23 protein-coding genes are annotated in these 22,229 nt (G+C 48.9%); 10 read left to right on the plus strand and 13 right to left on the minus strand.

What is annotated here, in order from left to right:
• Nucleotides 1–59: 59 nt before the first annotated feature.
• The 11 genes from nqrM to TW77_RS00335 form a co-directional block, all read right to left on the minus strand.
• Nucleotides 60–272 carry a (Na+)-NQR maturation NqrM gene (nqrM, locus tag TW77_RS00285; protein ID WP_046003082.1) on the minus strand — a complete coding sequence of 71 codons (213 nt, stop codon included), beginning with the start codon at nucleotides 270–272 and terminating at the stop codon, nucleotides 60–62.
• Between the two features lie 109 nt (nucleotides 273–381).
• Nucleotides 382–1,359 (minus strand): FAD:protein FMN transferase, encoded by a 978-nt coding sequence (locus TW77_RS00290; RefSeq protein WP_240479441.1) that lies wholly within the window; start codon nucleotides 1,357–1,359, stop codon nucleotides 382–384.
• Nucleotides 1,360–1,541: 182 nt separating this feature from the next.
• The gene (gene nqrF / locus TW77_RS00295; RefSeq protein ID WP_046002968.1) at nucleotides 1,542–2,768 is read right to left on the minus strand and encodes an NADH:ubiquinone reductase (Na(+)-transporting) subunit F; all 1,227 of its coding nucleotides are present in this window, start codon (nucleotides 2,766–2,768) and stop codon (nucleotides 1,542–1,544) included.
• Nucleotides 2,769–2,788: 20 nt separating this feature from the next.
• Complete coding sequence (gene nqrE, locus TW77_RS00300; RefSeq protein ID WP_010382927.1) at nucleotides 2,789–3,397, minus strand: NADH:ubiquinone reductase (Na(+)-transporting) subunit E; 609 nt, start codon at nucleotides 3,395–3,397, stop codon at nucleotides 2,789–2,791.
• A gap of 10 nt (nucleotides 3,398–3,407) precedes the next feature.
• Nucleotides 3,408–4,040, minus strand: a complete 633-nt coding sequence (locus tag TW77_RS00305; protein WP_010382928.1) for an NADH:ubiquinone reductase (Na(+)-transporting) subunit D — start codon at nucleotides 4,038–4,040, stop codon at nucleotides 3,408–3,410.
• A complete protein-coding gene (locus tag TW77_RS00310) occupies nucleotides 4,040–4,786 on the minus strand; it encodes a Na(+)-translocating NADH-quinone reductase subunit C (RefSeq protein ID WP_046002969.1) in 747 nt (248 codons plus the stop codon). Before TW77_RS00310 ends, TW77_RS00305 begins: the two co-directional genes overlap by 1 nt.
• The gene (locus TW77_RS00315; protein ID WP_046002970.1) at nucleotides 4,779–5,978 is read right to left on the minus strand and encodes an NADH:ubiquinone reductase (Na(+)-transporting) subunit B; all 1,200 of its coding nucleotides are present in this window, start codon (nucleotides 5,976–5,978) and stop codon (nucleotides 4,779–4,781) included. The genes TW77_RS00310 and TW77_RS00315 overlap by 8 nt, the downstream gene beginning before the upstream one ends.
• Nucleotide 5,979: 1 nt before the next feature.
• Nucleotides 5,980–7,323: a Na(+)-translocating NADH-quinone reductase subunit A gene (locus tag TW77_RS00320; RefSeq protein WP_046003084.1), complete on the minus strand. Its 1,344-nt coding sequence runs from the start codon at nucleotides 7,321–7,323 to the stop codon at nucleotides 5,980–5,982.
• Between the two features lie 381 nt (nucleotides 7,324–7,704).
• A complete protein-coding gene (fabV, locus tag TW77_RS00325) occupies nucleotides 7,705–8,895 on the minus strand; it encodes an enoyl-ACP reductase FabV (RefSeq protein WP_046002971.1) in 1,191 nt (396 codons plus the stop codon).
• Between the two features lie 72 nt (nucleotides 8,896–8,967).
• Nucleotides 8,968–9,285, minus strand: a complete 318-nt coding sequence (locus tag TW77_RS00330; RefSeq protein ID WP_046002972.1) for a BolA family protein — start codon at nucleotides 9,283–9,285, stop codon at nucleotides 8,968–8,970.
• A 55-nt stretch (nucleotides 9,286–9,340) separates the two neighbouring features.
• Nucleotides 9,341–9,922, minus strand: coding sequence for an alpha-ketoglutarate-dependent dioxygenase AlkB family protein (locus TW77_RS00335; protein WP_046002973.1), 582 nt, complete (start codon nucleotides 9,920–9,922; stop codon nucleotides 9,341–9,343).
• 85 nt (nucleotides 9,923–10,007) lie between these two features.
• Between TW77_RS00335 and TW77_RS00340 the strand changes: the two genes are divergently transcribed.
• From TW77_RS00340 to TW77_RS00355, 4 genes are read left to right on the plus strand one after another with little or no spacing between them, the layout of a single operon-like run.
• Nucleotides 10,008–11,171 (plus strand): methyltransferase, encoded by a 1,164-nt coding sequence (locus TW77_RS00340; protein ID WP_046003085.1) that lies wholly within the window; start codon nucleotides 10,008–10,010, stop codon nucleotides 11,169–11,171.
• 2 nt (nucleotides 11,172–11,173) lie between these two features.
• Nucleotides 11,174–11,737, plus strand: a complete 564-nt coding sequence (locus TW77_RS00345) for a YajG family lipoprotein (RefSeq protein ID WP_046002974.1) — start codon at nucleotides 11,174–11,176, stop codon at nucleotides 11,735–11,737.
• A gap of 30 nt (nucleotides 11,738–11,767) precedes the next feature.
• Entirely contained in the window at nucleotides 11,768–12,376 is a 609-nt protein-coding gene (locus TW77_RS00350) for a peptidylprolyl isomerase (RefSeq protein WP_156158566.1), read from the plus strand.
• Between the two features lie 56 nt (nucleotides 12,377–12,432).
• Nucleotides 12,433–13,830, plus strand: coding sequence for an AmpG family muropeptide MFS transporter (locus TW77_RS00355; protein WP_046002976.1), 1,398 nt, complete (start codon nucleotides 12,433–12,435; stop codon nucleotides 13,828–13,830).
• A 76-nt stretch (nucleotides 13,831–13,906) separates the two neighbouring features.
• Here TW77_RS00355 and TW77_RS00360 read toward each other — a convergent pair whose 3' ends face one another.
• Complete coding sequence (locus TW77_RS00360) at nucleotides 13,907–14,152, minus strand: helix-turn-helix domain-containing protein (protein ID WP_046002977.1); 246 nt, start codon at nucleotides 14,150–14,152, stop codon at nucleotides 13,907–13,909.
• A 340-nt stretch (nucleotides 14,153–14,492) separates the two neighbouring features.
• On the opposite strand from TW77_RS00360, the gene TW77_RS25565 reads away from it, so the two are divergent.
• Entirely contained in the window at nucleotides 14,493–14,669 is a 177-nt protein-coding gene (locus TW77_RS25565; protein ID WP_164488155.1) for a hypothetical protein, read from the plus strand.
• A 136-nt stretch (nucleotides 14,670–14,805) separates the two neighbouring features.
• Here TW77_RS25565 and erpA read toward each other — a convergent pair whose 3' ends face one another.
• A complete protein-coding gene (gene erpA, locus TW77_RS00365; protein WP_010382953.1) occupies nucleotides 14,806–15,144 on the minus strand; it encodes an iron-sulfur cluster insertion protein ErpA in 339 nt (112 codons plus the stop codon).
• A gap of 400 nt (nucleotides 15,145–15,544) precedes the next feature.
• Here erpA and TW77_RS00370 point away from each other — a divergent pair, with 400 nt between their 5' ends.
• The 5 genes from TW77_RS00370 to TW77_RS00390 all read left to right on the plus strand — a co-directional run bounded on the left by TW77_RS00370 (nucleotide 15,545) and on the right by TW77_RS00390 (nucleotide 22,221).
• A complete protein-coding gene (locus tag TW77_RS00370) occupies nucleotides 15,545–17,227 on the plus strand; it encodes a chloride channel protein (RefSeq protein WP_046002978.1) in 1,683 nt (560 codons plus the stop codon).
• A 28-nt stretch (nucleotides 17,228–17,255) separates the two neighbouring features.
• Complete coding sequence (locus TW77_RS00375; protein WP_046002979.1) at nucleotides 17,256–17,690, plus strand: CopD family protein; 435 nt, start codon at nucleotides 17,256–17,258, stop codon at nucleotides 17,688–17,690.
• Between the two features lie 173 nt (nucleotides 17,691–17,863).
• Entirely contained in the window at nucleotides 17,864–18,880 is a 1,017-nt protein-coding gene (locus TW77_RS00380; RefSeq protein WP_046002980.1) for an aspartate carbamoyltransferase, read from the plus strand.
• Nucleotides 18,881–18,958: 78 nt separating this feature from the next.
• Nucleotides 18,959–20,245 carry a glutamate-1-semialdehyde 2,1-aminomutase gene (gene hemL / locus TW77_RS00385; protein ID WP_046002981.1) on the plus strand — a complete coding sequence of 429 codons (1,287 nt, stop codon included), beginning with the start codon at nucleotides 18,959–18,961 and terminating at the stop codon, nucleotides 20,243–20,245.
• Between the two features lie 137 nt (nucleotides 20,246–20,382).
• A complete protein-coding gene (locus tag TW77_RS00390) occupies nucleotides 20,383–22,221 on the plus strand; it encodes a methyl-accepting chemotaxis protein (RefSeq protein WP_046002982.1) in 1,839 nt (612 codons plus the stop codon).
• Nucleotides 22,222–22,229 lie beyond the last annotated feature (8 nt).

A 22,229-nucleotide genomic window follows, 5' to 3' on the forward strand; every position in this document is an offset into this window, starting at 1 on the left:
CGGGGGCCAGAAACGCAAAAACGCAAGCCTGGGCTTGCGTTTTTGATGGAAGCAGCGGATTAAAGAATCTGATTCTCTTTCCACATTTGCTCTTTCTTAAGACGCTTCTTGCGTTTGTCGCACGGGTCGTCACAATCACAGATCTTGTCGATGCCCATGGAGCCCAGTCCACCACAACTACTGGCCATTGATTTCTTCTGTACTATAACGCCTACCGCCATCGCAACGGCGATCAACAACAGCAATCCGAAGGTAAGTAAAAATAGTGACATCTCAGGCCCCTTTTGCATATTCATCCACAGGTGTGGATGTGTGACGGTGAATTGTGCTCATTATATAACTAAACGCGCTTAAGTTGAAACGTTCGCAACACAGATCCGCTTATAAATAAGGCTTGAATGCGCTGCTGGCATACACCTTCAGACCGTCATCACTTTTGCTGATCAAATAGACCGCTAAGTTATGTAACTCGGCGTAGGCTCTGGCACGTTCCGTCCCCATCACGGTTAGCGCTGTCGCGAGTCCATCAGCCGTCATCGCAGAAGGGTGTAATACCGTCACAGACACCAGATCGTGTTTGACAGGTTTACCCGTACCCGGATCGATCAGGTGGGTAAAGGTCTCACCATCCATTTCATAAAAAATACGATAATCGCCTGACGTCGCCACACTGTTCTTACCCGGCTCAATCACTTTGTGAATTTGTCTTTGTCCAACCGGTGCATCTGGCTTCTCAATGGCGATGCGCCAGGGCTCATCACCCGGCTTAGTACCCGACAGTCTCAGCTCGCCGCCAATTTCCACCATATAGTTCGTGATACCGTGAGACTCGATGAGTTCGGCCACTTTATCTATGCCGTAGCCCTTCGCAGTTGCTGAAAAAGACAGCTCCAGGTGGTCCAGAGTTTTTGCCAGGCCCGCATCGGTTAAAATGAGCTTATCCAGTCCAATTTCTTCGCGCATCTGCGCCAGCTGTTGATCGGAAGGTCGCTTGGTCGGGCGCTTGTCCGGGCCAAATCCCCATAAATCAATAAGCGGCCCCATGGTTACATCCAGAGTTTCTGTAGACTGACCCAGGCGAATGGACTCAGCCACCACCTTTCTGAAGTCCTCACTGACAGGCATGACCTGGTTAGCAGCCAGGCGATTGAACTGGTTGATCTCTGAATCTGGAATATAGGTCGACATAGATTGATTCACCGCTTTTAGCGCGGTCTCAACCTCAGTATGTAACTGCTCTTTAGTCAGTGTGCTTTGCTGGGGAAAAGCCTTAATGTTGTAGGTTGTGCCCATTGTACTGCCCTGTAGCACAATAGGTTCAGCTGATTTGTTTGCCTGGCCACATGCCACAAGCAGCATGCTCAATAAAAAAACTAAACAAAACTGGCTCTGTCTTAGCATCAGTGTCATCCCTTGGAATTCAATTGCCAGTAACCCCCGCTCTGTACGGAGCATTACCCATAAAAAAAGCCCCTCAGCAAAACTGCTAAGGGGCTTATATTTTATCTTAAAAACCACTTTAAGATCATATGTATTTCAGCTTAACCACCGAAGTCATCAAGCAGGATGTTTTCATCTTCAACACCCAGGTCTTTCAGCATGTTGATAACCGCCGCGTTCATCATCGGTGGTCCACACATGTAGAATTCACAGTCTTCTGGTGCTTCATGATCTTTCAGGTAGTTTTCATAAAGTACGTTGTGAATGAAGCCTGTGTAGCCTTCCCAGTTATCCTCTGGCTGAGGATCGGAAAGTGCAACATGCCACTGGAAGTTATCATTTTCAGCCTGCAGGCCGTCAAAGTCTTCCACGTAGAACATTTCACGCTTAGAACGTGCACCGTACCAGAAAGACATCTTACGATCAGAGTTAAGACGCTTAAGCTGGTCGAAAATGTGTGAACGCATTGGCGCCATACCTGCACCACCACCAACGAAGACCATTTCTGCATTAGTGTCTTTCGCGAAGAATTCACCGAATGGGCCAGAAATCGTGACTTTGTCGCCTTCTTTCAGTGACCAGATGTACGATGACATCTTACCACAAGGCAGGCTTAGGTTATTAGGCGGCGGAGTTGCGATACGTACGTTCAGCATGATAATGCCGTACTCTTCTGGGTAGTTCGCCATTGAGTATGCACGGATCGTTTCTTCGTCTACTTTAGACTCCAGCTTGAAGAAGCCAAAACGCTCCCAGTCCGGACGATACTCATCAGGAATATCAAAGTCTGCATATTTAACATGGTGTGCAGGCGCTTCAATCTGGATATAACCACCCGCGCGGAAAGGTACAACCTCACCGTCAGGAATAGCCAGTTTAAGCTCTTTGATGAAGGTTGCTTTGTTATCGTTAGAGATAACAGTACATTCCCACTTCTTCACACCGAAGATTGAATCTTCAACTTCAATCTCCATGTCTGTTTTAACAGCAACCTGACACGCCAGACGACAGCCTTCACGGGCTTCACCTTTAGTGATGTGATCAAGTTCAGTTGGCAAAATGTCACCACCACCAGAGTGAACGTGGACGCGACACTGACCGCATGAACCACCACCACCACAGGCAGATGAAATGAAGATGCCAGCATCAGCCAGTGAGCCTAACAGCTTACCGCCTGGTGCAGATTTAATTGCTTTTTCAGGATCGCCATTAATGCCGATCATGATGTCACCGCTAGGTACCAGCTTAGATTTCGCTGCAATGATGATAAGTACCAACACCACAACGATAGCGATGAACATACTTACACCTAATACAATAGTTTCCATCGTATAGTTTCCTCGCTACCTTAAAGTGAAATACCAGAGAATGACAGGAAGCCAAAGCCCATCAGACCTACAGTGATAAAGGTAATACCCAGACCACGTAAACCATCAGGAATATCAGCATACTTCATTTTCTCGCGAAGACCTGCTAGCAATACGATAGCAAGCGCCCAGCCCACACCAGAACCTAAGCCAAAGATCACTGACTCACCAAAGTTCAGGTTACGCTCAACCATGAAGGATACCGCACCGAAGATCGCACAGTTAACTGTGATCAAAGGCAGGAAGATACCCAGAGCGTTGTAAAGTGCCGGGAAGAACTTGTCCAGAGTCATCTCAAGGATCTGTACAAGTGCCGCGATTACACCGATAAATGTCAGGAACTTCAGGAAGCTTAAGTCAGCTTCAGGGAAACCTAACCACTCAAGTGCGCCCGGTGCCAGGATAGCGTGATAAACCACGTTGTTGACTGGAACAGCAACGCCCAGTACGAAGATTACCGCAACACCCAGACCGAATGAGGTAGTGACTTTCTTAGATACCGCCAGGAAAGTACACATCCCCAGGAAGAAAGATAGCGCTAAGTTTTCAACGAAAACCGCTTTTACAAATAAACTAAGATAATGTTCCATCTCTCTCCCCTTATGCCTTAGCTTCTACTTGGTCTTTCTTCCAAGTACGCAGTACCCAGATGAAGATACCTACTAAGAAGAACGAGCTAAATGGCATAACCAACAGACCCATAGGCTGGTACCAACCGCCGTTAGAGATCAGTGGCAGTATTTCAACACCGAACAGTGCACCAGCACCGAACAGCTCACGTACAAAGCCAATCGCGATCAGGACAACCGAGTAACCAAGACCGTTACCGATACCATCCAGGAATGACATCAGAGGTGGCGACTTCATTGCGTAGGCTTCTGCACGACCCATTACGATACAGTTGGTAATGATCAGACCAACGAATACCGTCAGTTCTTTTGCCGTGGCATACACAAATGCCTGAAGTACCTGGTCAACAACGATAACCAGAGACGCGATGATGGTCATCTGAACGATGATCCGCACACTTGACGGAATGTGGTTACGGATCATAGAGATGAACAAGCTTGAGAACGCAGTTACCACAGTCAATGCAATTGACATGATCAGTGCGTTTTTCAGGCTTGATGTTACTGCCAGCGCAGAACAGATACCCAGTACTTGCAGTGCAATTGGGTTATTTGCGAAGACAGGTCCAAACAGGACTTGCTTCATTTCTTTTGAGTTTGCCATTAGTTCAATGCCCCTTCACGTACTTTCGCAAGGAATGGACCAAACGCATCGTCGCCTGTCCAGAACTTAAATGTATTTTCAACACCGTTAGACGTTAACGTTGCACCAGACAGACCATCTACTTTATGCACATCGTTACCTGCGGTGCCTTTCACTACGTCGATTGGTAGCTTTTTGCCTTCCCAGGTTGCAGTCCACTTAGGATTCTGGATTTCACCACCCAGACCCGCAGTTTCAGTGTGCTGGTAGAATTTGATTGCCTGAATGGTTTCACCATCCAAATCCAATGCTACGAAGCCGTACATGATACCCCAAAGACCATAACCCTGAATTGGCAGGATCACAGACTCATATTTACCGTTGCTGTTCTTTGCAAGGTAAACCGGAGACTCAGTCGTCATACGCTGAACGCCTGCAATGTCTTCCTCTTTAGGAAGCGCCACACTGCGCTCTGCATCGAACTTAGTCATAGTGAAATCGAATGAGTTAGGATCTGTGTCTACAAACTCACCGGTGTTCATGTCTACAACGCGTGCATCGATCACTTGATTGTAGGTTTCTGACACGTTTTCAACGTTCTCAACGCCAGCAGCCGCCAAAATGTTGCGCTGCACGTCTTCGATTTTGTTTGCCTGCTGCAGTGGGCGAAGCTGTACTGCCGCAAAAGATACGACAACCGCACACACTAAACATAGGCCAACAACAACGCCTAGCGTTTTGCCGATAGATTCATTGTTACTAGACACGTGCTAATCTCCTCTTCACATTTGACTGCACAACCATGTGGTCGAAAAGTGGTGCGAACAGGTTTGCGAATAGAATTGCCAACATCATACCCTCTGGGTATGCCGGGTTAACAACACGGATAAGCACAACCATTACACCAATCAATGCACCATATGCCCACTTACCTTTGTCTGTGAAAGACGCAGATACCGGGTCGGTTGCCATGAAGAACATACCGAATGCAAAACCACCCAGTACTAAGTGCCAGTGCCAAGGCATAGCAAATACTGTGTTAGTGTCTGAGCCGATCATGTTTAGTAGCATAGACATCACAACCATACCCAGGAAAGTACCCAGGACGATGCGCCACGATGCGATACGAACATAAATCAGGAACAAACCACCAATCATGATAGCCAGTGTAGAGGTTTCACCTACTGAACCTTGAATAAAGCCGTAGAATGCGTTCCACCACAGTACCATGTTGTCATAATCAAGCGCGCCTGTTGCAGCCTGACCCAGGTAAGTTGCACCTGAGAAAGAGTCTACCGCTGTCCACACTGTGTCACCTGAGATGTCACCAGGGTATGCGAAGAACAGGAATGCACGACCAGCCAGTGCCGGGTTCAGGAAGTTACGGCCTGTACCACCGAATACTTCTTTAGCCACTACCACACCGAAGGTGATACCTAGTGCAACTTGCCACAGCGGGATCGTTGCAGGCAGGATCAGGGCAAACAGTACCGATGTTACGAAGAAACCTTCATTTACTTCGTGCTTACGCACTGAAGCAAATAATACTTCCCAGAAACCACCAACGATAAATACAGTCGCATAAATAGGCAGAAAGAAACAGGCCCCGTAGAACATCTTCGCGCCCCAGCCAGAGTCGGCCGTAAGCTCACCGCCAAACAGCTGGAAAAGTGCCGCCTGCCAAGTGTTTGCAATTTCAAAACCATTGCCCAGCGCGATAGCTGCCTGGTGACCAATGTTGAACATACCAAAGAACATAGCTGGGAATGTCGCCATCCAAACTAAGATCATGATACGTTTCAGGTCGATATTATCACGTACGTGAGTGCCGCCTTTGTTGACATAACCTGGCGTGTAGAAAACAGTTGCAACTGCTTCGTACAGGGCATACCACTTCTCGTGTTTACCACCAGGTTCAAAGTGAGGTTCAATGTCTTCTAAAAATTTCTTTAAGGCCATTTTAACCTTCCTTCTCGATTGTAGTCAGGCAATCACGTAAGATTGATCCATAGTCGTATTTGCCCGGACAAACGAAGGTACACAACGCCAGATCTTCTTCATCCAGCTCTAGCGCACCCAATGAAATCGCGCTGTCCAGATCACCAGAGATCAGGTCACGCAACAACAGAGTTGGCAGGATATCAAGCGGCATTACACGCTCATAGTTACCAATTGGCACCATCGCACGCTTTGAGCCACCCGTAGAGGTCGTCATCTTGAACAGACGACTTGGCGCAAAGTGAGAGATGAAAGTACGGGTTACAGAGAACTTAGTACTACCCGGTGCGATCCAGCCAAACAGCTCTTTCTCACGACCTTCAGACAGCACGCAAACCTGTACATGGTAACGACCCAGGTAAGCATGAGGACCGGCGGCTGTTTTACCAGCTAACACAGAGCCAGAAATGACCCGGTTTTCACCATCTTCAAGTTCACCTGCAACTAAATCGGTTAACGACGCACCAACTTGAGTTTTAACAAGACGCGGGTTCTTCACACTCGGACCGGCCAAAGCAACAACACGATCTGAGTAAACTTCACCGCTTAGGAATAGCTTACCGAAAGCAATGACGTCCTGGTATCCCAGGTGCCATACTTGCTTGTTAGCGCCAACAGCATCGAGATTGTGGATGTGTGTACCAACCAGACCAGCAGGGTGAACACCCGCAAACTCATGTACTTCTACCTGAGAAAGCGAAGAGCTCGGCACCTTGCTGCCAGCTTGCTTACAAACAAACACTTTGCCGTCAGTCAGACGCGAAACCACAGCCAGACCAGCTTCAAACGCTTCCACGTTATCGGCGATCACAACAGCAGGATCCGCAGCTAGAGGGTTAGTGTCAATTGCGGTAACAAAGATCGAGCTTGGCGACGCGCTAGGTACTGCTACACGACTGAAAGGACGTGCACGCAACGCTGGCCATTGACCCGATTCGATCAGCACTTCTTTCACTTTTTCGCGATCCAGGTTGCCGAGTTCAGCAGCCGGGAACTTGTCAAAAGTGATTTGCTCATCGCCCTGTACTTCAATCACAACGGACTGAAGAACACGCTTGGCTCCACGGTTAATTTCTTTAACTACACCAGAGGCTGGCGCAGTAAACTTGACGCCAGGATTCTTTTTGTCTTCAAAAAGAACTTGGCCTTTCTTGACTTGGTCATCCACACGGACTCGCATGGTTGGACGCATACCAATAAACTCTTCACCCAACACAGCTACTCGTTTGACAGCAGAACCATCATGAATAACTTGCTGTGGTGCGCCCTCTATGGGTAAGTCCAGACCTTTTTTTATGTTGATCATACGCACTTGCATTACATTAACGGAAAGAAATTGAAAAATCTTTACTTACCACGGCACTATTCTCTAAGTTGTATTGGATTCAAAGAGCTGGCACAACATACACAAAGTCGGGCCAACCTGTCCGCAACCGCAAACGAGCACCGTGGTATATAGTCCTTACATATTTCCGCAATTTTAACATTAATCGTACTGACTATGCGAGTGGAAATATGAAAATAATACGACTTAACAATGGATTTAGTTCATCGGACGACACTGCAAGAATTTAAATATAGACCAAAGTGGTATTGATGAAAAATAGACGGGTATTGAGGGTGGGTGTTTATCTGTGCTGCGTATTTGGGAGAACGGGCAAAATCAGCGATTTTGCCCGTTGGCGGGCTAGATTAAGTGATTAATCTCAACCACCGTATTCACGTCTGCATCATAGTCGACAGACTCAATGCCGAAGCCAAATAGCTTCAGGAACTCATTGTGATAACCAGCGTAATCTGTCAGCTCGTCGATGCTGTCGGTGTCTACTTTATCCCAAATCACCTTGATACGTGCCTGTACACCGTCTTCCAGCTCTTTATAGTTCTGGAACAGGTGGCCACCTTCGTCAAAACGTGGGTTTTCGCCGTACAGGTTTTCGCTAAACAAGCCATGGATCTGCTCGATGGTTCCCTCGTAGGTGCCGTCTTCTTTAGTTACCCGGAACAACGTAGAAATGTACAAAGGCATAATCGGAATAGCCGAGCTCGCCTGAGTGACTACCGCGTTCAGTGACGCCACATAAGCTTCTCCATTCAACGCTTGTGTCGATGCTTTAATGGCATCCGCCGCACGGGTAAGATCTTCTTTGGCTTTACCTATGGTCGCATGACCGTAAATAGGCCAGGTCAGCTCTTTACCAATATAAGTGTAAGCCGACGTTTTGAAGCCTTCGGCCAGTACATCTGCTTCTTTCAGCGCTTCCAGCCACAACTCCCAGTCTTCACCACCCATCACTTTCACTGTGTTGGCAATTTCTTCCTCTCTGGCCGCTTCTACAGACACTTCTTCAATGCTGCGCATTGTCGTATTGAGGTTCTTAGTGGTGACTGTCTGGCCGATTGGTTTAAGTACCGATGAAAAGGTCTCACCCGACTTAGGATCGGTACGACGTGGTGATGCCAGGCTGTAGATAATCAGGTCTACTTTGCCCATTTCGGCTTTGATGGTTTCAATCGCTTTGGCTTTTAATTCATCGGAGAAGGCATCGCCATTAATGTTCTTGGACCACAGGCCAGCTTCATCCGCAGCCTGCTGAAATGCCGCCGTGTTATACCAGCCAGCAGACGCGGTTCTTTTCTCAGTGCCTTTCTTTTCAAAAAAGATACCCAATGTTTTTGCGCCTGCGCCGAATGCAGCAGTGATACGAGAAGCCAGGCCATAACCGGTTGATGCACCGATCACCAGGACATTTTTAGGACCATTATTAAGCGGCCCCTGAGCCTTAACATAAGCAATTTGTTCTTTTACGTGCTCAGTACAACCCACCGGGTGGGCATTTGTACAGATAAAACCACGGATCTTAGGTTTGATGACCATGTCTATTCCTACATATTCTGTATTATGAAAACCGCGTTAGTTTAAATGCAGATCCTGAAAACACAGGTCTGATCACTCGCTATCGAATTTTGAACCGCCCAGGCAGCTTGGGGAATCAGGCACTTCGCCATGCTGATCGGCATATTCTTCTGGAGTATAAGTGTGGATGGCCAGCGCATGAATGTGATTGGCAAGCTCTTCCTTTAATACCTCATTGATCAGGCGATGGCGCTGTAACAGTCGCTGCCCGGCAAACTTGTCGCTGACGACAATCACCTTAAAATGCGACTCGCTACCTCGACTGTGCATGTGGCTTTCGTTGACAACGTTAAGGTGTTTGCAAGCGATAGCGTCGGCAAGTTTACTATAGATTTGTTGTTGCATTGACATAACTCACTCCCAGTACGGAGAAAATTTAGCGCCTACTATACGCACTTATGCGTCATTAACCAACTGTTCTGAAGGTCAGGTTAATTCGCCCCTGAGTAACGCGCGCTTGTTTGGGCAATGCATGTTGATAGTCTTGCTGACTGCGCCCTGTCATCAGTAAACCACTGCCTGTAGGCAGAGGCAAAGTCAGGATTTCCTGGCTCTGCTTGTGGCGAATTTTGAAATGACGGGTAGCACCCAGAGATAAAGAAAAGATAGTCGGACAAGCGCCAAGCTCTGCTTCGTCATCGCTGTGCCAGCCCATGCTGTCCTGCCCATCCCGATACCAGTTTACCAACAGCGCATTAAAATCCTGACCAAACTGACGCATCAGGCGGGTTCGCATTGCACTCAGAACCGGTGGCCAGGGAGTATTTTCAAGCTGGGTGCCCGAGTAGCCATAGGACACTGACTTGTCCGCCACAAAACACTGCAACCTGGGAATTGGTGTGGTACGGCCAAACAGGGTGATATCAGGTTGCTGCCAAACCAGGGTGGAGGCTAAATGTGCATAAAGCGCCAGACTTTTTTCAAAGCTCAGACATGCTGGCAGATACTCAAAACCCGGGGGCAAACATTCTTTGTTCAGTCTCGACATGCTATATTACGCGTTCTGTTAGTTTTGCTGTACTTTGCACCTATGCAAGGTAGTGGCACCAACCATGAGTGAGATTCGCCCCATCATGATCACCGACGCTGTACTGGCCGGCACGGCTCTGACCCTGCATCGTTTTCCTCTCGAGCAAAAAAATCGCAGCCTGCAAGCCTGGGATGCGGCTGACGAATACCTGCTGGAACATATTACCACAGCTTACCCTGACGCTCGCGATATTCTGATCCTCAATGATGCCTTTGGCGCTCTGAGTTGTACGCTGGCAGCCAAGTTGCAAGATCACGCCCAGTGGCAAATTACACAGGTAAGCGATTCATTTGTGGCTCAGCAGGCAACCTGTCATAACCTCGCTGAAAACCAACTCGACTGGGTGCTGGACGACGCGAAACTTAAGCAGCAAGATAGCCTGGCAACCTTGCCAGCGCAGTGCGATCTGATCTTAATTAAGGTACCTAAAAATGCCGGACTGCTACAACATCAGTTGTCTCAGCTCAGCCATATGGCTGCGGATATTCCCGTTGTAGCCGCAGGCAAAGCCAAAGAAATTCACACCTCAACCCTAAAAAGTTTTAGTCATTTTTTGCAACAGCCGACCACCAGCCTGGCGGTCAAGAAATCCAGACTGATCTTTTGCGCGACCACAGGTAAGCCGGTTGCGGACAAGTTCCCGGTCAGCTGGGCACTGGAAAACTCACCCTTCACCATTTATAACCATGCCAATGTTTTCTCCCGGGACTCTCTGGATATCGGGGCACGGTTTTTTATCAACTATCTGCCAGCGGGTAAAAAGCCATTGCGGGTAATCGATTTGGGCTGTGGTAACGGCGTGATTGGGTTACAAACGCTGTCACGGATGCCGAACGCTCAGGTAACCTTTGTTGATGAATCAGCCATGGCTGTGGCCAGCGCCAAAGAGAATGTCAGCAGTAACTTGCCAGACAGACTGGGCGACTGCCAGTTTGTGCAAAATGATTGCCTCAGCGACTTTGAGCCAAACTCTGCTGATCTGGTGCTGTGCAACCCGCCGTTTCATCAGGCACAGGCAATCACCGATCACATCGCCTGGCAAATGTTCCTGCAAGCAAAACATACTCTGAGAAATGGCGGAGAACTCAGGATCATTGGCAATCGTCATCTTGATTACCTTGATAAGTTGCAGCGCCTGTTCGGGAATTGTAAGGTGATAGGCAATAATAAAAAGTTTACCGTATTAAGTTCTATTAAAAGGAGCTAATCATGCGCTTAGCATTCTCTGCCTGCCTCTTTGGCACAGCACTCAGTTTACTTGCGGGATGCAGCACTGCCCCAAAAACAGTGATCCTCAGCCCCAGCTATCAGGGGGGCAATATCAGTCAGTTATCAGATACTCTGGCGATTAAAGTTGTTGATAACCGAACCACTAAGTTCACCATTAAAGTGCTGGAGCAGGAACCTGCGGTTTATCTGCCCAATGCCGATTTACCTGTGACCCTAACCGGGCTGCTTGCCCAGGCGCTTGAAGCCAATGGGGCAACACTGGCACAACACAGTGACACCCAACTGACGCTGCGTATTCGCACCTTTATTGCTAAAGTGGACGAATCTTTGAGTCGCCATGAGAGCACAGCGCGTGCTGAGTTCGTTGTTGAGGTAGCTAAAGGACAACGCACCTTCTCCAAGCCCTTCAATGGTGAGGCGCAATTCAGTAAACCTCTGAAACATGATCAGTCTCAGGTTGAGGGACAGTTGAATCGACTCGCAGAGCAGGTGATCACCCGCATGCTGTCGGATAAAGAATTGATCGACTTTTTACAACAATAAAAAGGCTAAGCTATGCTTCGTACCCTTATAATGTCCACGCTGATCCTGATCAGCTGTTTCTCTTTTGCGAACAATAAAGAAGGACGCTTTGTCCAAAAAGATAACCTCTTCCCTAAGGTTCAGCTCAACACCTCGCTGGGCAAAGTCATCGTCGAGCTGGACCGCTCGCGCGCGCCCATCACAGTCAATAATTTTCTCACCTACGTGATTAATGGTGACTATAAAGGTTCGGTGTTTCATCGCGTTGAACGAGATGAAGCCAATGAGCGAGACTTTGTGATCCAGGGCGGCGGCTACAACAAAGACTATGATGGCATGTTTGAGCGCCCGGCTATTTTTAACGAAAGTGGCAATGGCCTGAAAAATAACATGTACACCATCGCCATGGCCTACCAGGATAACAAGCCTCACTCAGGTACTCGACAGTTCTTCTTTAATATGGATGACAACGATCACCTCAACCCGGGACGTGGCTGGGGCTTTGCCGTATTTGGTAGTGTCACTGATGGCTTCGAGACACTCGACAAAATCATGCAGGTTGAAACGGACTACAACAAAAAGCTCGGCTATACCTTTATCCCTAAAAAGCCCGTGATCATCCACAGCATTGAGATGCTGCCGGAAGAAACCTTCGAATAATCGTTTATCAGCCTGGCCCTACTGCTCGCCAGGGCCAGGCTGTGTTGGAAAACACTATGCTCATTTCATCCAGCCTGCGTGACTACGCCAGCTACTATCGGGATAAACGCCTGCTCACCGTCTTTGCTTTTGGCGTTAGTCAGGGCTTTCCCTGGGTTCTAATCGGCTCAGTCATGTCTGCCTGGCTGAAAGACGAAGGCCTGAGCCGCAGCATGATAGGCTTGTTTGGCATAGTGTTTAGCGCCTACACCATTAACTTTTTATGGTCTCCGTTGCTGGACCGGGTGCGTCTGCCCTTGCTTACCCAGTGGCTGGGCCAGCGGCGCAGCTGGATAGCCGCGGGACAACTGATTGTTGCCTTGTCTGCACTGGCCTTAAGCCAGGTCGATCTTAAAGCGGACCTTTATCAGGCTGCATTATTGTGTTTCATTATTGCTCTGAGTGCGGCTACCCATGATATTGCAATAGACGCTTATCGGATCGATATTCTGCCCCCCGAGGAAAGTGAAAAGTCCACGGCCGCCGCTGCCATGGCCACCTCAGGTTGGTGGAGTGGCTATGCCCTGCTCGGTGCCATTCCGTTTTTTGCCGCCGATTTACCCGGCATCAGCTGGCCCGAAATCTACGCCCTGCTGGCACTGATCATGCTTATGCTGTTTGGTATCACACTGGCCGCCCGTGAGCCCGTATCCCATCGTGAACACACCCAACAACAGCTGCAAGCGCAATATCAATCCAAGCTTGCAGGGCTGGAACACAGCAGACTGCAACGTATGCTGGCCTGGCTGGCGGTCACCCTGGTCGAGCCGTTTCGCAGCTTCTTTAACCGTAATGGCGTAAAGGCCGCCTTAGCCCTGCTGGCCTTTATCTTTTTGTTCAAAATCGGCGAAGCCTTCCTGGCTCGTATGTCGATCGTGTTTTATAAAGAAATCGGCTTTAGTAATAGTCAGATAGCCCAGTACTCTAAGCTCGGAACCGGCCTTATTACGATTATTTTCGCCTTTCTGGGCAGCATCTTTAATCATAAATATGGCATTGTAAAAGGCTTATTTATCAGCGGTGTGGCTATGGCTGCATCTAACCTGATGTTTTCCTGGATAGCGGTCGCGGGCCCCAAAGAACACTTGTATGCCCTTGCCATTGTTATTGACGGGTTTACTCAGGCCTGGTCACTGGTCGCCATGGTGTCGTTTATCTCAATGTTGTGCGATCGTGCCTTTAGTGCAACGCATTACGCCCTGCTGGCGTCTCTTGGTAGCCTGGGCAGAACCGTTTTGTCGAGCTATAGCGGCGTCGTCATTGATGACTGGCTGGGCGGTAACTGGGCGGTATTTTTCGCACTGACAGCGCTGATGGTGCTACCTTCATTGATATTCTTATATGCGATCCGTCATAAACTCTACGAGATTGAGCAAAACTATCACAATCAGGGGAAATCTCAGCAGGAAAAGTGATGGGTGTGTCTGGTCCATGCTAGAAGGATAGAGGTGCAGCTCCTTGCACCTGCACATACTGGTGATCCCAGCGTTATTACATCTGCTCTTCTTTGATCAGAGACAGACCTTCATATGGGTCGACTTCCAGCGCTTCACAGTAACGCAGAAACTCAATCACGTCTAAACGACGTTCCTGGTTCTCAATTTTGCCAATGAAAGAATGTGGTGTACCTAACACCTGGGCCAGACTGCGCATTGTATGACCTTTCTCGTGACGTTTTGATTTTAGCCACTTAGTCAACTTACTGTTCTCTTCAGAAGAAACCGTTTTCCCCATCATAATAAAACATCTCCTACTCGATGATTAATTGATACTGCCGTACGAAATTTGCCCGTCTCGATTGGCAGCTTATGTTATGACAAGCCAGCTAAACTGAGTGAAAAAACACCCGATCCATCTGTCCTGTTCCTATGTACCAAATTAGGTATAGACGATCTTTTCTCTAACACCTAATTAAATTTGCAACTTTCTTACCTAAAATAGAGAGGTAAGATTACTGTGACACTTTAACAAAAATTTTATATCTTGTACCAGTATACGAAATAATTTATTTTTTCTTTTAAAAATAGTGGTTTAGCGCTAATCTGTCTTAAAGTAACAAATTTTGGGAGAATTTTTGATGATCCGGCTCATATTTTTGCTGCCCATTTTGCTCTGTCTGGGGTGGTATTACTTTTTACGCGTAAACGGCGTACCACTTAAACAAGGCAAACGCGGATTCATCTACATTCTCGCTTTTTCCACTTTCGTATTAGGTTTTTTTGCGCTGATGATGCATCTTACCAACCCGGGCTGACTAAACTGCTCTGACTTCCCGGCAATATCGTCACAAAGCACGCGCCTGATAGCGGGTCGCAATGAATCTATATAGATGCAAAAAAGCCATGCGATAGCATGGCTTTTGTATCTTGGCTTGATAGGTTAAGGGCGGTTTATACGCTGAAGCTTGCACCGCAACCACAGGTTGTCGTCGCATTGGGGTTGCTGACAAAAAAGCGCGCCCCTTCCAGGCCTTCGGTATAATCAACTTCACCGTCAACCAAATATTGAATACTCATCGGGTCAACCACCATAGACACCCCGTTTTTCTCAATTTCCAGGTCACCCGGATTGGTTTTTTCGTCAAAGGTAAACCCGTATTGGAACCCTGAGCATCCGCCGCCGGTCACATACACTCGCAGCTTAAGGTTCGGGTTTTCTTCTTCTGAGATAAGTTCTTTCACGCGACTTGCCGCCGCGTCGGAAAATTTAATCGGTATCTGATCAGACATGTGTATTCGACCCCTGTACATTTAGTAGCAGAATTATCTAATACCTGACTATTTTAATCAAGTATAGACTGGCATTCTCAGATGGGCTGTTCCTGTTTTAGTCTCATTTCTTTGCCCAGCCGATTGATTTACTTAATTACAAGGACTTAGATTATTTGATACACTTATCAACCAAGTATACTATGCTACAACTGTTGATATCACGGGCACCACGCACCACAAGATACTTTGAGTAACCGAGCAATGCGCTTCGCGTTCGTCGCGATGGATAAACGTCACAACGCTACTTGGAGACCTTTGTGGTCCTAAAATATTCAGGTTAGGGCTAGATTCAGTGTACGCAAGCAATAAAGCGAGCTGATGCTCGCGCCAATTCAGATTTTCAACAGGCCAATATTGTATGTCGCTCGATAATTTACGCCGTCGCTTAGCGAAACCAAAAACGTCCATTCAGCTGTGCTTGCTGGGAATTGGCGCGGGCTTAATTGCAGCAGTATTGATCATCTTATTTCGCCTGACCATACTGCTGGTGCAGGGGATGTTTTTAGACAGCCCGGACGACTTTACCACATTACCTGAACATCAACGCGTCCTGTTGCCTGTGGGCGCGGCCTTGCTGATCGCCCTGTTTGCCAGCCTGACGGGCTTCAAGCACTACCGCCTCGGTATTCCTTTTGTCATCTATCGCATTAAACAACACTACGGGCAAATGCCAATCTGGAATTCGGTTAACCAGTTTTTTGGCGGTGCGGTTGCACTCATCAGCGGTTTTTCCGTTGGCCGGGAAGGCCCATCAGTACACATGGGGGCAACCGGAGCCAGTATTTTGGCTGAGCGCCTCCATCTGCCAATGAACGCTGCACGGACACTGGCCGGTTGTGGTGTGGCTGCTGGCATAGCGGCGTCGTTCAACACGCCCCTGGCAGCGGTGATCTTCGTCATGGAGGTGGTGCTGCGGGAATACAAGATCCATATTTTCGTCCCCATTATGCTCGCAGCGGTAACTGGCGCACTTGCCACCCAATATGTGTTTGGCCATGATCTGGAGCTGTCGCTGATCAGTGTGTCTACCCTGTCCTTCTGGCATTATCCATTTCTGATTTTATGTGGCTTCGTGCTTGGTGCCATTGCCTTTGCATTTAATCAGAACCTGATGATGATCATCAAAACCTTTAAGCCCATCAGCATGTTTCCCCGCCTGATGCTGGCCGGGTTATTGGCCGGTCTGATCGGATATCTGGTGCCAGAAGCCATGGGCTCAGGTATGAGCGCCATTACAATCGCCGTTGAGACGCCCGGTGAATTACAACTGCTGACAACCATTCTGATAGCTAAGCTACTGGCCACCATCTTTGCCATTGGCCTGGGGATCCCTGGTGGGATCATTGGCCCGGTTATCGGTCTGGGAGTGTTAATTGGCACACTGATGGCGTATTTTGCTCAGTTTATTTCTCCCGAAGTCAGTGTTGCGGGCACCTATGGTGTACTGGGCATGGCAGGCCTGCTGGCAGCCACTTTGCACGCACCATTGGCAGCGCTGACCGCAGTGATGGAGCTGACTTCAAGCCCACAGATTGTGGTGCCGGCCATGATAGTGATCTCCTGCGCCTATGTTACCGCGCTGCAGGTATTTGGTAACCGCTCGATTTTCTTACAGCAGCTAGACTTTCAGGGACTGCCCTATCAGGTTTCTCCCGCCAAAGAGGCCCTGCAAAAAGTGGGGATCATGGAAGAAATGGAAGAAGGCTTCAAGCTGCTCTATTCTGATGACAAAGAGCAGATCAGAGAAACCCTGTCGGCCATTGACAGCCAGACTCCGCTGATCGTTTACGACGAAGAACACGGTTACCGACTGGCCGAATATGACCTCAGCTTGATCTCTGAACAAAGCATGACCATCACTTATATCGAGTTACAGGGACTAAGTACACAGGCAACGCTGGCAGACGCATTTGATATTCTCAAAGACAAACGCTCCGGCGCCGTCTATGTGTATAATCAAAAAGATAACAAACAAATTATGGGCTTGCTAAGGTGGGATCAGATCCGCCATATTCTCACCATGAGAAACAGCTTGCTGTAATTGCATTTTAAGACAACCAAGGGGTTTTATGACGACGATACTTGTGTACAAAGCACTGCACATCTTTTTTATGGTTGCCTGGTTTGCTGGTATTTTCTATCTGCCCAGGCTGTTTGTTTACCATGCCATGACCGATGAAAAGCCCTGCTCCGCCATGTTAAAAATCATGGAGCGGCGGCTGCTCTACTTTGTTACCCCATTTGCCGTGCTCACGGCCGTGTTCGGGGTACTGTTGATCACCAGTTATGGCCGCGAATGGTTCCGCGCTAACCTGTGGCTGCACTATAAGCTGGTGCCGGTGATTATATTATATTTGTATCATGCCTACTGTTTTAAACTGCTGGCAGACTTTAAGCACGACCGTAACGAGCGTAGCGATCGCTTCTATCGTATCTTTAACGAATTCCCGGTCATACTGCTGCTGATCATCGTTATGCTCGCCATCCTGAAACCGGTTTTCTAATCTCACACTATGGCGGCTATTGGGCCGTCATTTTCCACGCCTAAAAAACAGAATTGTGCTATTATGTCGCTCCAGTTACTCAACGCAGTGTGCGTCTGATACGCCCTGTTTTGCGAGCTCGGTTAGGAGTGCTCCCCGCCTCCTGTTGTCAATCTGTGATTAGGAATCGCCGCATGTTAAGTTTCCAAGGTGAAAACATCCTCTCCGTCAACGAACTCGACAGAGAAGCCATTGAGCTGATTTTCAATGTTGCAAAGAAAATGGAACCCTACGCTAAAAAGTACAAGCGCACCAACGTATTAGAAGGTGCCGTATTAGCCAACCTGTTTTTTGAACCCAGTACCCGAACGCGTGTCAGTTTCGGAACCGCTTTTAACCTGCTGGGCGGCACGGTCAGAGAGACCACAGGTATGCAAAGTTCCGCTTTGGCAAAAGGCGAATCCCTGTATGACACGGCCCGGGTGATCTCAGCCTATGCCGATGCCGTCGCTATGCGTCACCCGGATGCCGGATCCGTGGCGGAATTTGCAACGGGCTCAGATGTGCCAGTGATCAACGGCGGTGACGGCCCGAATGAGCACCCAACCCAGGCACTGCTGGACTTGCTCACGATTGAACGTGAGCTGGGTCGTTTTGAGCGTGGCATTGATGGTATGCACATCGCCCTGGTTGGCGACCTTAAGTATGGCCGCACGGTCCACTCTCTGTCTAAGCTGCTGTGTCACTATAAAAACGTGCGTTTCTCTATGGTTGCGCCAGACGGTTTACAAATGCCTGATTATATTCTGGATGCGGTCAGTAACGCCGGTCACCAGATTGAACTGGTATCAAAAATGGAAGGTAACCTGGCGGCCGATATCGTTTATCAGACCCGCATTCAGGAAGAGCGTTTTCCATCACAGGAAGAAGCCAACAAGTACCGCGGTGGTTTTCGCATTAGCCAGGCCATTTATGAGGCCCACTGTAAGCCGCAGTCGGTATTAATGCACCCATTACCGCGCGACAGCCGTGGCGATGCCAACGAGCTGGATAACGACCTGAATAATAACGATAACCTGGCCATCTTCCGCCAGGTTCAAAATGGCGTGTTGATCCGCATGGCATTGTTTGCACTGACACTGGGTGTTGCCGACAAAGTTGAGCAATACGAAGTAGACGTGCCCTGGTTCAGCCGTAAGCGCGACACCTAATCCACTTATTTCGTTTCATGGCCGGGTGTAGCTGAATGACGTTTCAGATACACCCGGCACAAAACAAAAGGACACATTATGACAATCAGTCAAGATCTCTTCTCTCGTGCCCAGGAGTCTATCCCGGGTGGTGTTAATTCACCCGTTCGTGCATTTAACGGTGTAGGTGGCACGCCGCTGTTTATCAATAAAGCTGAAGGCCCGCATACTTACGATGCGGACGGTAAACGCTATATCGATTATGTGGGTTCATGGGGACCGATGATCCTGGGCCATAACCATCCCCAGATCAAACAAGCCGTGCTGGATGCAGTTGAAAATGGCCTAAGCTATGGCGCACCGACTGAAAGCGAAATTCTGATGGCTGAAAAAGTCAAAGCGCTGGTACCCTCAATCGACAAAGTGCGCATGGTAAGCTCTGGTACTGAAGCAACCATGAGCGCCATTCGTCTGGCACGCGGTTACACTGGCAGAGATAAGATCCTGAAGTTTGAAGGCTGCTACCACGGCCACGCCGACTCTTTGCTGGTAAAAGCGGGTTCTGGTGCATTGACCATGGGCGTGCCTAACTCTCCGGGTATCCCGGCAGACTTTGCAAAGCACACCTTAACCGTGTCGTTCAATAACCTGGACGAAGTCAAAGCCATCTTTGCACAATACCCAGACCAAATCGCCTGTATTATTGTCGAGCCAGTGGCGGGTAATATGAACTGTATTCCACCCGTTGAAGGCTTCCTGGAAGGCCTGCGCGAAGTGTGTGATACCCATAAATCGGTTCTGATCTTCGATGAAGTGATGACCGGCTTTCGGGTTGCGCTGGGCGGTGCTCAGGAATATTACAATATCGACCCTGACCTGACTTGTCTGGGTAAAGTAATTGGCGGCGGTATGCCAGTGGGTGCCTTTGGTGGTAAGCGTGAAATCATGGATTATATTGCCCCCGTAGGCCCGGTTTATCAGGCAGGTACTTTATCTGGTAATCCAATCGCTATGGCTGCCGGTCTGAAAGCCCTGGAACTGCTCTCTGAACCGGGTTTGCACGATGACCTCGAGGCCAAGAGCAAGCAACTGTGCGACGGATTCCAGCAAGCCGCAGATGCCGCGGGTATTGCCCTGACCACCAACTATGCCGGTGGCATGTTTGGCTTCTTCTTTACCGAAGCGCAACGTGTTGATACCTATCAGCAGGCAACTGAGTGCGATCTGGAACGCTTCAAACGCTTTTTCCACCTGATGCTGGAAGAAGGCGTGTATCTGGCTCCTTCGGCATTCGAAGCCGGGTTTGTCAGCACTATGCACAGTGATGATGACATTGCACAGACAATTCAAGCAGCAGAGCGTGCATTCGCCAAGCTTGCAGCCTGAGCACTGACCTTCAGTTAATCTTACAAAAAAGCCCTGCGGGGCTTTTTTATTTCTGTCAGTAAAAACTTTCACCGCTTTGAACTATTCTTTGCTTATACCCGGTCTCTTACCAATGACTTATAAACAAAGATAAAATTATGACAGGACTCAGATCAGCTGCCAGCCCCGCCATTGCTTTTATGGCACAGTTAAAATACAAAACCAAAATCAGCCTGGTATTTGGTATTCTTCTGCTACCACTCAGTCTGAGTTTATTTTTTCTCAACTCGACCCTGACCCAGTCAATTCAGGTCAGTCAGCAACAGCGTGCCGGCCTGCAATATTACCCACCCATTTTAGAAAACCTGTTGAACCAGCAGGCGAAGCGTAACGCCCAGGTACTGGCGCGCAGCCCATTTGCCAAAGGGCTCAAACCCGGTGACGAGTTGGAACATTTATCCATTACCTCTAAACTGGCGATCGACAATGATCTGAGCCGCTCTTACCTAAACCGCTCACTGGTCGAATCCGTGCCCAATGTGATAAGCCAGGTGAATAATATCGCCTCTCAGGCGCAGGAGATAATCAGCAACGGCCGTTTTACCCCCGACTCTTTTATCGCGCTGTCTAACCTGAACAAAGTGTTACCTGTGGTAAAAACCCAGCTCAACAATAAGCTGGAAGTGGCAACAGCCAACAGTAAACACGTCAACAAGCGCCTTCAGGACAAAATCACCGCGCTCAACCGTGCGCTCGATAACTATCATCGCGCCATTAAAGACAAGCTCCTGGAGCCAGATGACATTGAACTGACCAGCAGTGCATTTAACTCCCTGCATCGTGATGTGCTGACTCAGCTCACTGCCCTTATCAACACCGCCACCCCCACTTTAAAAACCCTGCTTGATGACAAACTGACGCAGGAGCGTTGGATCCGAAACCTGGTGGCACTGGCGTCTGTGCTCAGCTTGTTGCTGGCGCTCTATTTAATGCTGGGCTTTTACTTTGCGGTGGTGGATACCATTGCCGAATTTTCGGCCTCTGCTCAGCGTGCTTCATCTGGCGATCTGAGCACACGGGCGCAACCTCGCGGTAAAGATGAACTGAGCGAGATCCTGCGTCAGTACAATGCGGTGCTGGATGCCTTTGTGCATTTGCTGGGTAATGTCAGAACCACCTCCACCGACTTACATGGTGCCACGGATAAACTGCGCCAGATAAGCCAGGACACCCGTGAAGATGTGGCGCAGCAGCAGGCGAAGATCCAAACCGTGCATCAGGCACTCAGTGAAATGGCCAATGCCGCAGATGCAGTTGAGACCTCGGCCCATCATGCCACCGAGCTGGCTGCAACGGCGGCGCAACAAGTTAAGCAAGGCAGTGAGAATACCACCCGACTGGCAGAACATATGACGGTTCTGCAACGTGAATTTGAAGAAAGCCGCATTGCACTTGATAAACTGGCACAAGACAGCCAGAACATCAGTAAGGTGAGCCTGGGGATCAGCGAAATCGCCGAACAAACCAACTTACTGGCACTCAATGCAGCCATTGAAGCGGCGCGCGCGGGTGAACAGGGCCGCGGTTTTGCCGTAGTGGCCGATGAAGTACGCACCCTGGCGCAAAGAACTCAGCAACAGACCGAAGAGATCCATTCGATTATTCACTCATTACAGCAGGCATCAAACGACACCCAAAAGAAAATGCTCAGCAGCGTAGAAAAAATGGAACAAGGTGTTAGTGCGGCCAACGAGACCAATCAGGTACTCAGCGCCGCGGAGCAGAGCATGGCCGACATTGACCAGCAGGGCCATGTGATCAGCGATCAGGTGCAACGTCAGGCGGTTGCCACCCAGCAGGCGCTGGCAGAGTCCAGTGAGATAAGCCATCTGGCCGACCACACCCTGAGCTCCGCCGAAGCCACCCGGGGCGATGCGCAAAAGCTCAGCAACATGGCGGCGACGTTAAATCAACTGATCGCCAAATTCAAAACCTGAGCGGCTCG

The sequence above is a fragment of the Pseudoalteromonas rubra genome, from assembly GCF_000967655.1.
Taxonomy (GTDB): Bacteria; Pseudomonadota; Gammaproteobacteria; order Enterobacterales; family Alteromonadaceae; genus Pseudoalteromonas; species Pseudoalteromonas rubra_A.

What these genes read in the sequence shown, in the direction of transcription:
- nqrM (WP_046003082.1), bottom strand. Translation starts at nt 272, where the DNA reads ATGTCACTATTTTTACTTACCTTCGGATTGCTGTTGTTGATCGCCGTT.
- TW77_RS00290 (WP_240479441.1), bottom strand. Translation starts at nt 1,359, where the DNA reads ATGCTGCTTGTGGCATGTGGCCAGGCAAACAAATCAGCTGAACCTATT.
- nqrF (WP_046002968.1), bottom strand. Translation starts at nt 2,768, where the DNA reads ATGGAAACTATTGTATTAGGTGTAAGTATGTTCATCGCTATCGTTGTG.
- nqrE (WP_010382927.1), bottom strand. Translation starts at nt 3,397, where the DNA reads ATGGAACATTATCTTAGTTTATTTGTAAAAGCGGTTTTCGTTGAAAAC.
- TW77_RS00305 (WP_010382928.1), bottom strand. Translation starts at nt 4,040, where the DNA reads ATGGCAAACTCAAAAGAAATGAAGCAAGTCCTGTTTGGACCTGTCTTC.
- TW77_RS00315 (WP_046002970.1), bottom strand. Translation starts at nt 5,978, where the DNA reads ATGGCCTTAAAGAAATTTTTAGAAGACATTGAACCTCACTTTGAACCT.
- TW77_RS00320 (WP_046003084.1), bottom strand. Translation starts at nt 7,323, where the DNA reads ATGATCAACATAAAAAAAGGTCTGGACTTACCCATAGAGGGCGCACCA.
- fabV (WP_046002971.1), bottom strand. Translation starts at nt 8,895, where the DNA reads ATGGTCATCAAACCTAAGATCCGTGGTTTTATCTGTACAAATGCCCAC.
- TW77_RS00330 (WP_046002972.1), bottom strand. Translation starts at nt 9,285, where the DNA reads ATGTCAATGCAACAACAAATCTATAGTAAACTTGCCGACGCTATCGCT.
- TW77_RS00335 (WP_046002973.1), bottom strand. Translation starts at nt 9,922, where the DNA reads ATGTCGAGACTGAACAAAGAATGTTTGCCCCCGGGTTTTGAGTATCTG.
- TW77_RS00340 (WP_046003085.1), top strand. Translation starts at nt 10,008, where the DNA reads ATGATCACCGACGCTGTACTGGCCGGCACGGCTCTGACCCTGCATCGT.
- TW77_RS00345 (WP_046002974.1), top strand. Translation starts at nt 11,174, where the DNA reads ATGCGCTTAGCATTCTCTGCCTGCCTCTTTGGCACAGCACTCAGTTTA.
- TW77_RS00350 (WP_156158566.1), top strand. Translation starts at nt 11,768, where the DNA reads ATGTCCACGCTGATCCTGATCAGCTGTTTCTCTTTTGCGAACAATAAA.
- TW77_RS00355 (WP_046002976.1), top strand. Translation starts at nt 12,433, where the DNA reads ATGCTCATTTCATCCAGCCTGCGTGACTACGCCAGCTACTATCGGGAT.
- TW77_RS00360 (WP_046002977.1), bottom strand. Translation starts at nt 14,152, where the DNA reads ATGATGGGGAAAACGGTTTCTTCTGAAGAGAACAGTAAGTTGACTAAG.
- TW77_RS25565 (WP_164488155.1), top strand. Translation starts at nt 14,493, where the DNA reads ATGATCCGGCTCATATTTTTGCTGCCCATTTTGCTCTGTCTGGGGTGG.
- erpA (WP_010382953.1), bottom strand. Translation starts at nt 15,144, where the DNA reads ATGTCTGATCAGATACCGATTAAATTTTCCGACGCGGCGGCAAGTCGC.
- TW77_RS00370 (WP_046002978.1), top strand. Translation starts at nt 15,545, where the DNA reads ATGTCGCTCGATAATTTACGCCGTCGCTTAGCGAAACCAAAAACGTCC.
- TW77_RS00375 (WP_046002979.1), top strand. Translation starts at nt 17,256, where the DNA reads ATGACGACGATACTTGTGTACAAAGCACTGCACATCTTTTTTATGGTT.
- TW77_RS00380 (WP_046002980.1), top strand. Translation starts at nt 17,864, where the DNA reads ATGTTAAGTTTCCAAGGTGAAAACATCCTCTCCGTCAACGAACTCGAC.
- hemL (WP_046002981.1), top strand. Translation starts at nt 18,959, where the DNA reads ATGACAATCAGTCAAGATCTCTTCTCTCGTGCCCAGGAGTCTATCCCG.
- TW77_RS00390 (WP_046002982.1), top strand. Translation starts at nt 20,383, where the DNA reads ATGACAGGACTCAGATCAGCTGCCAGCCCCGCCATTGCTTTTATGGCA.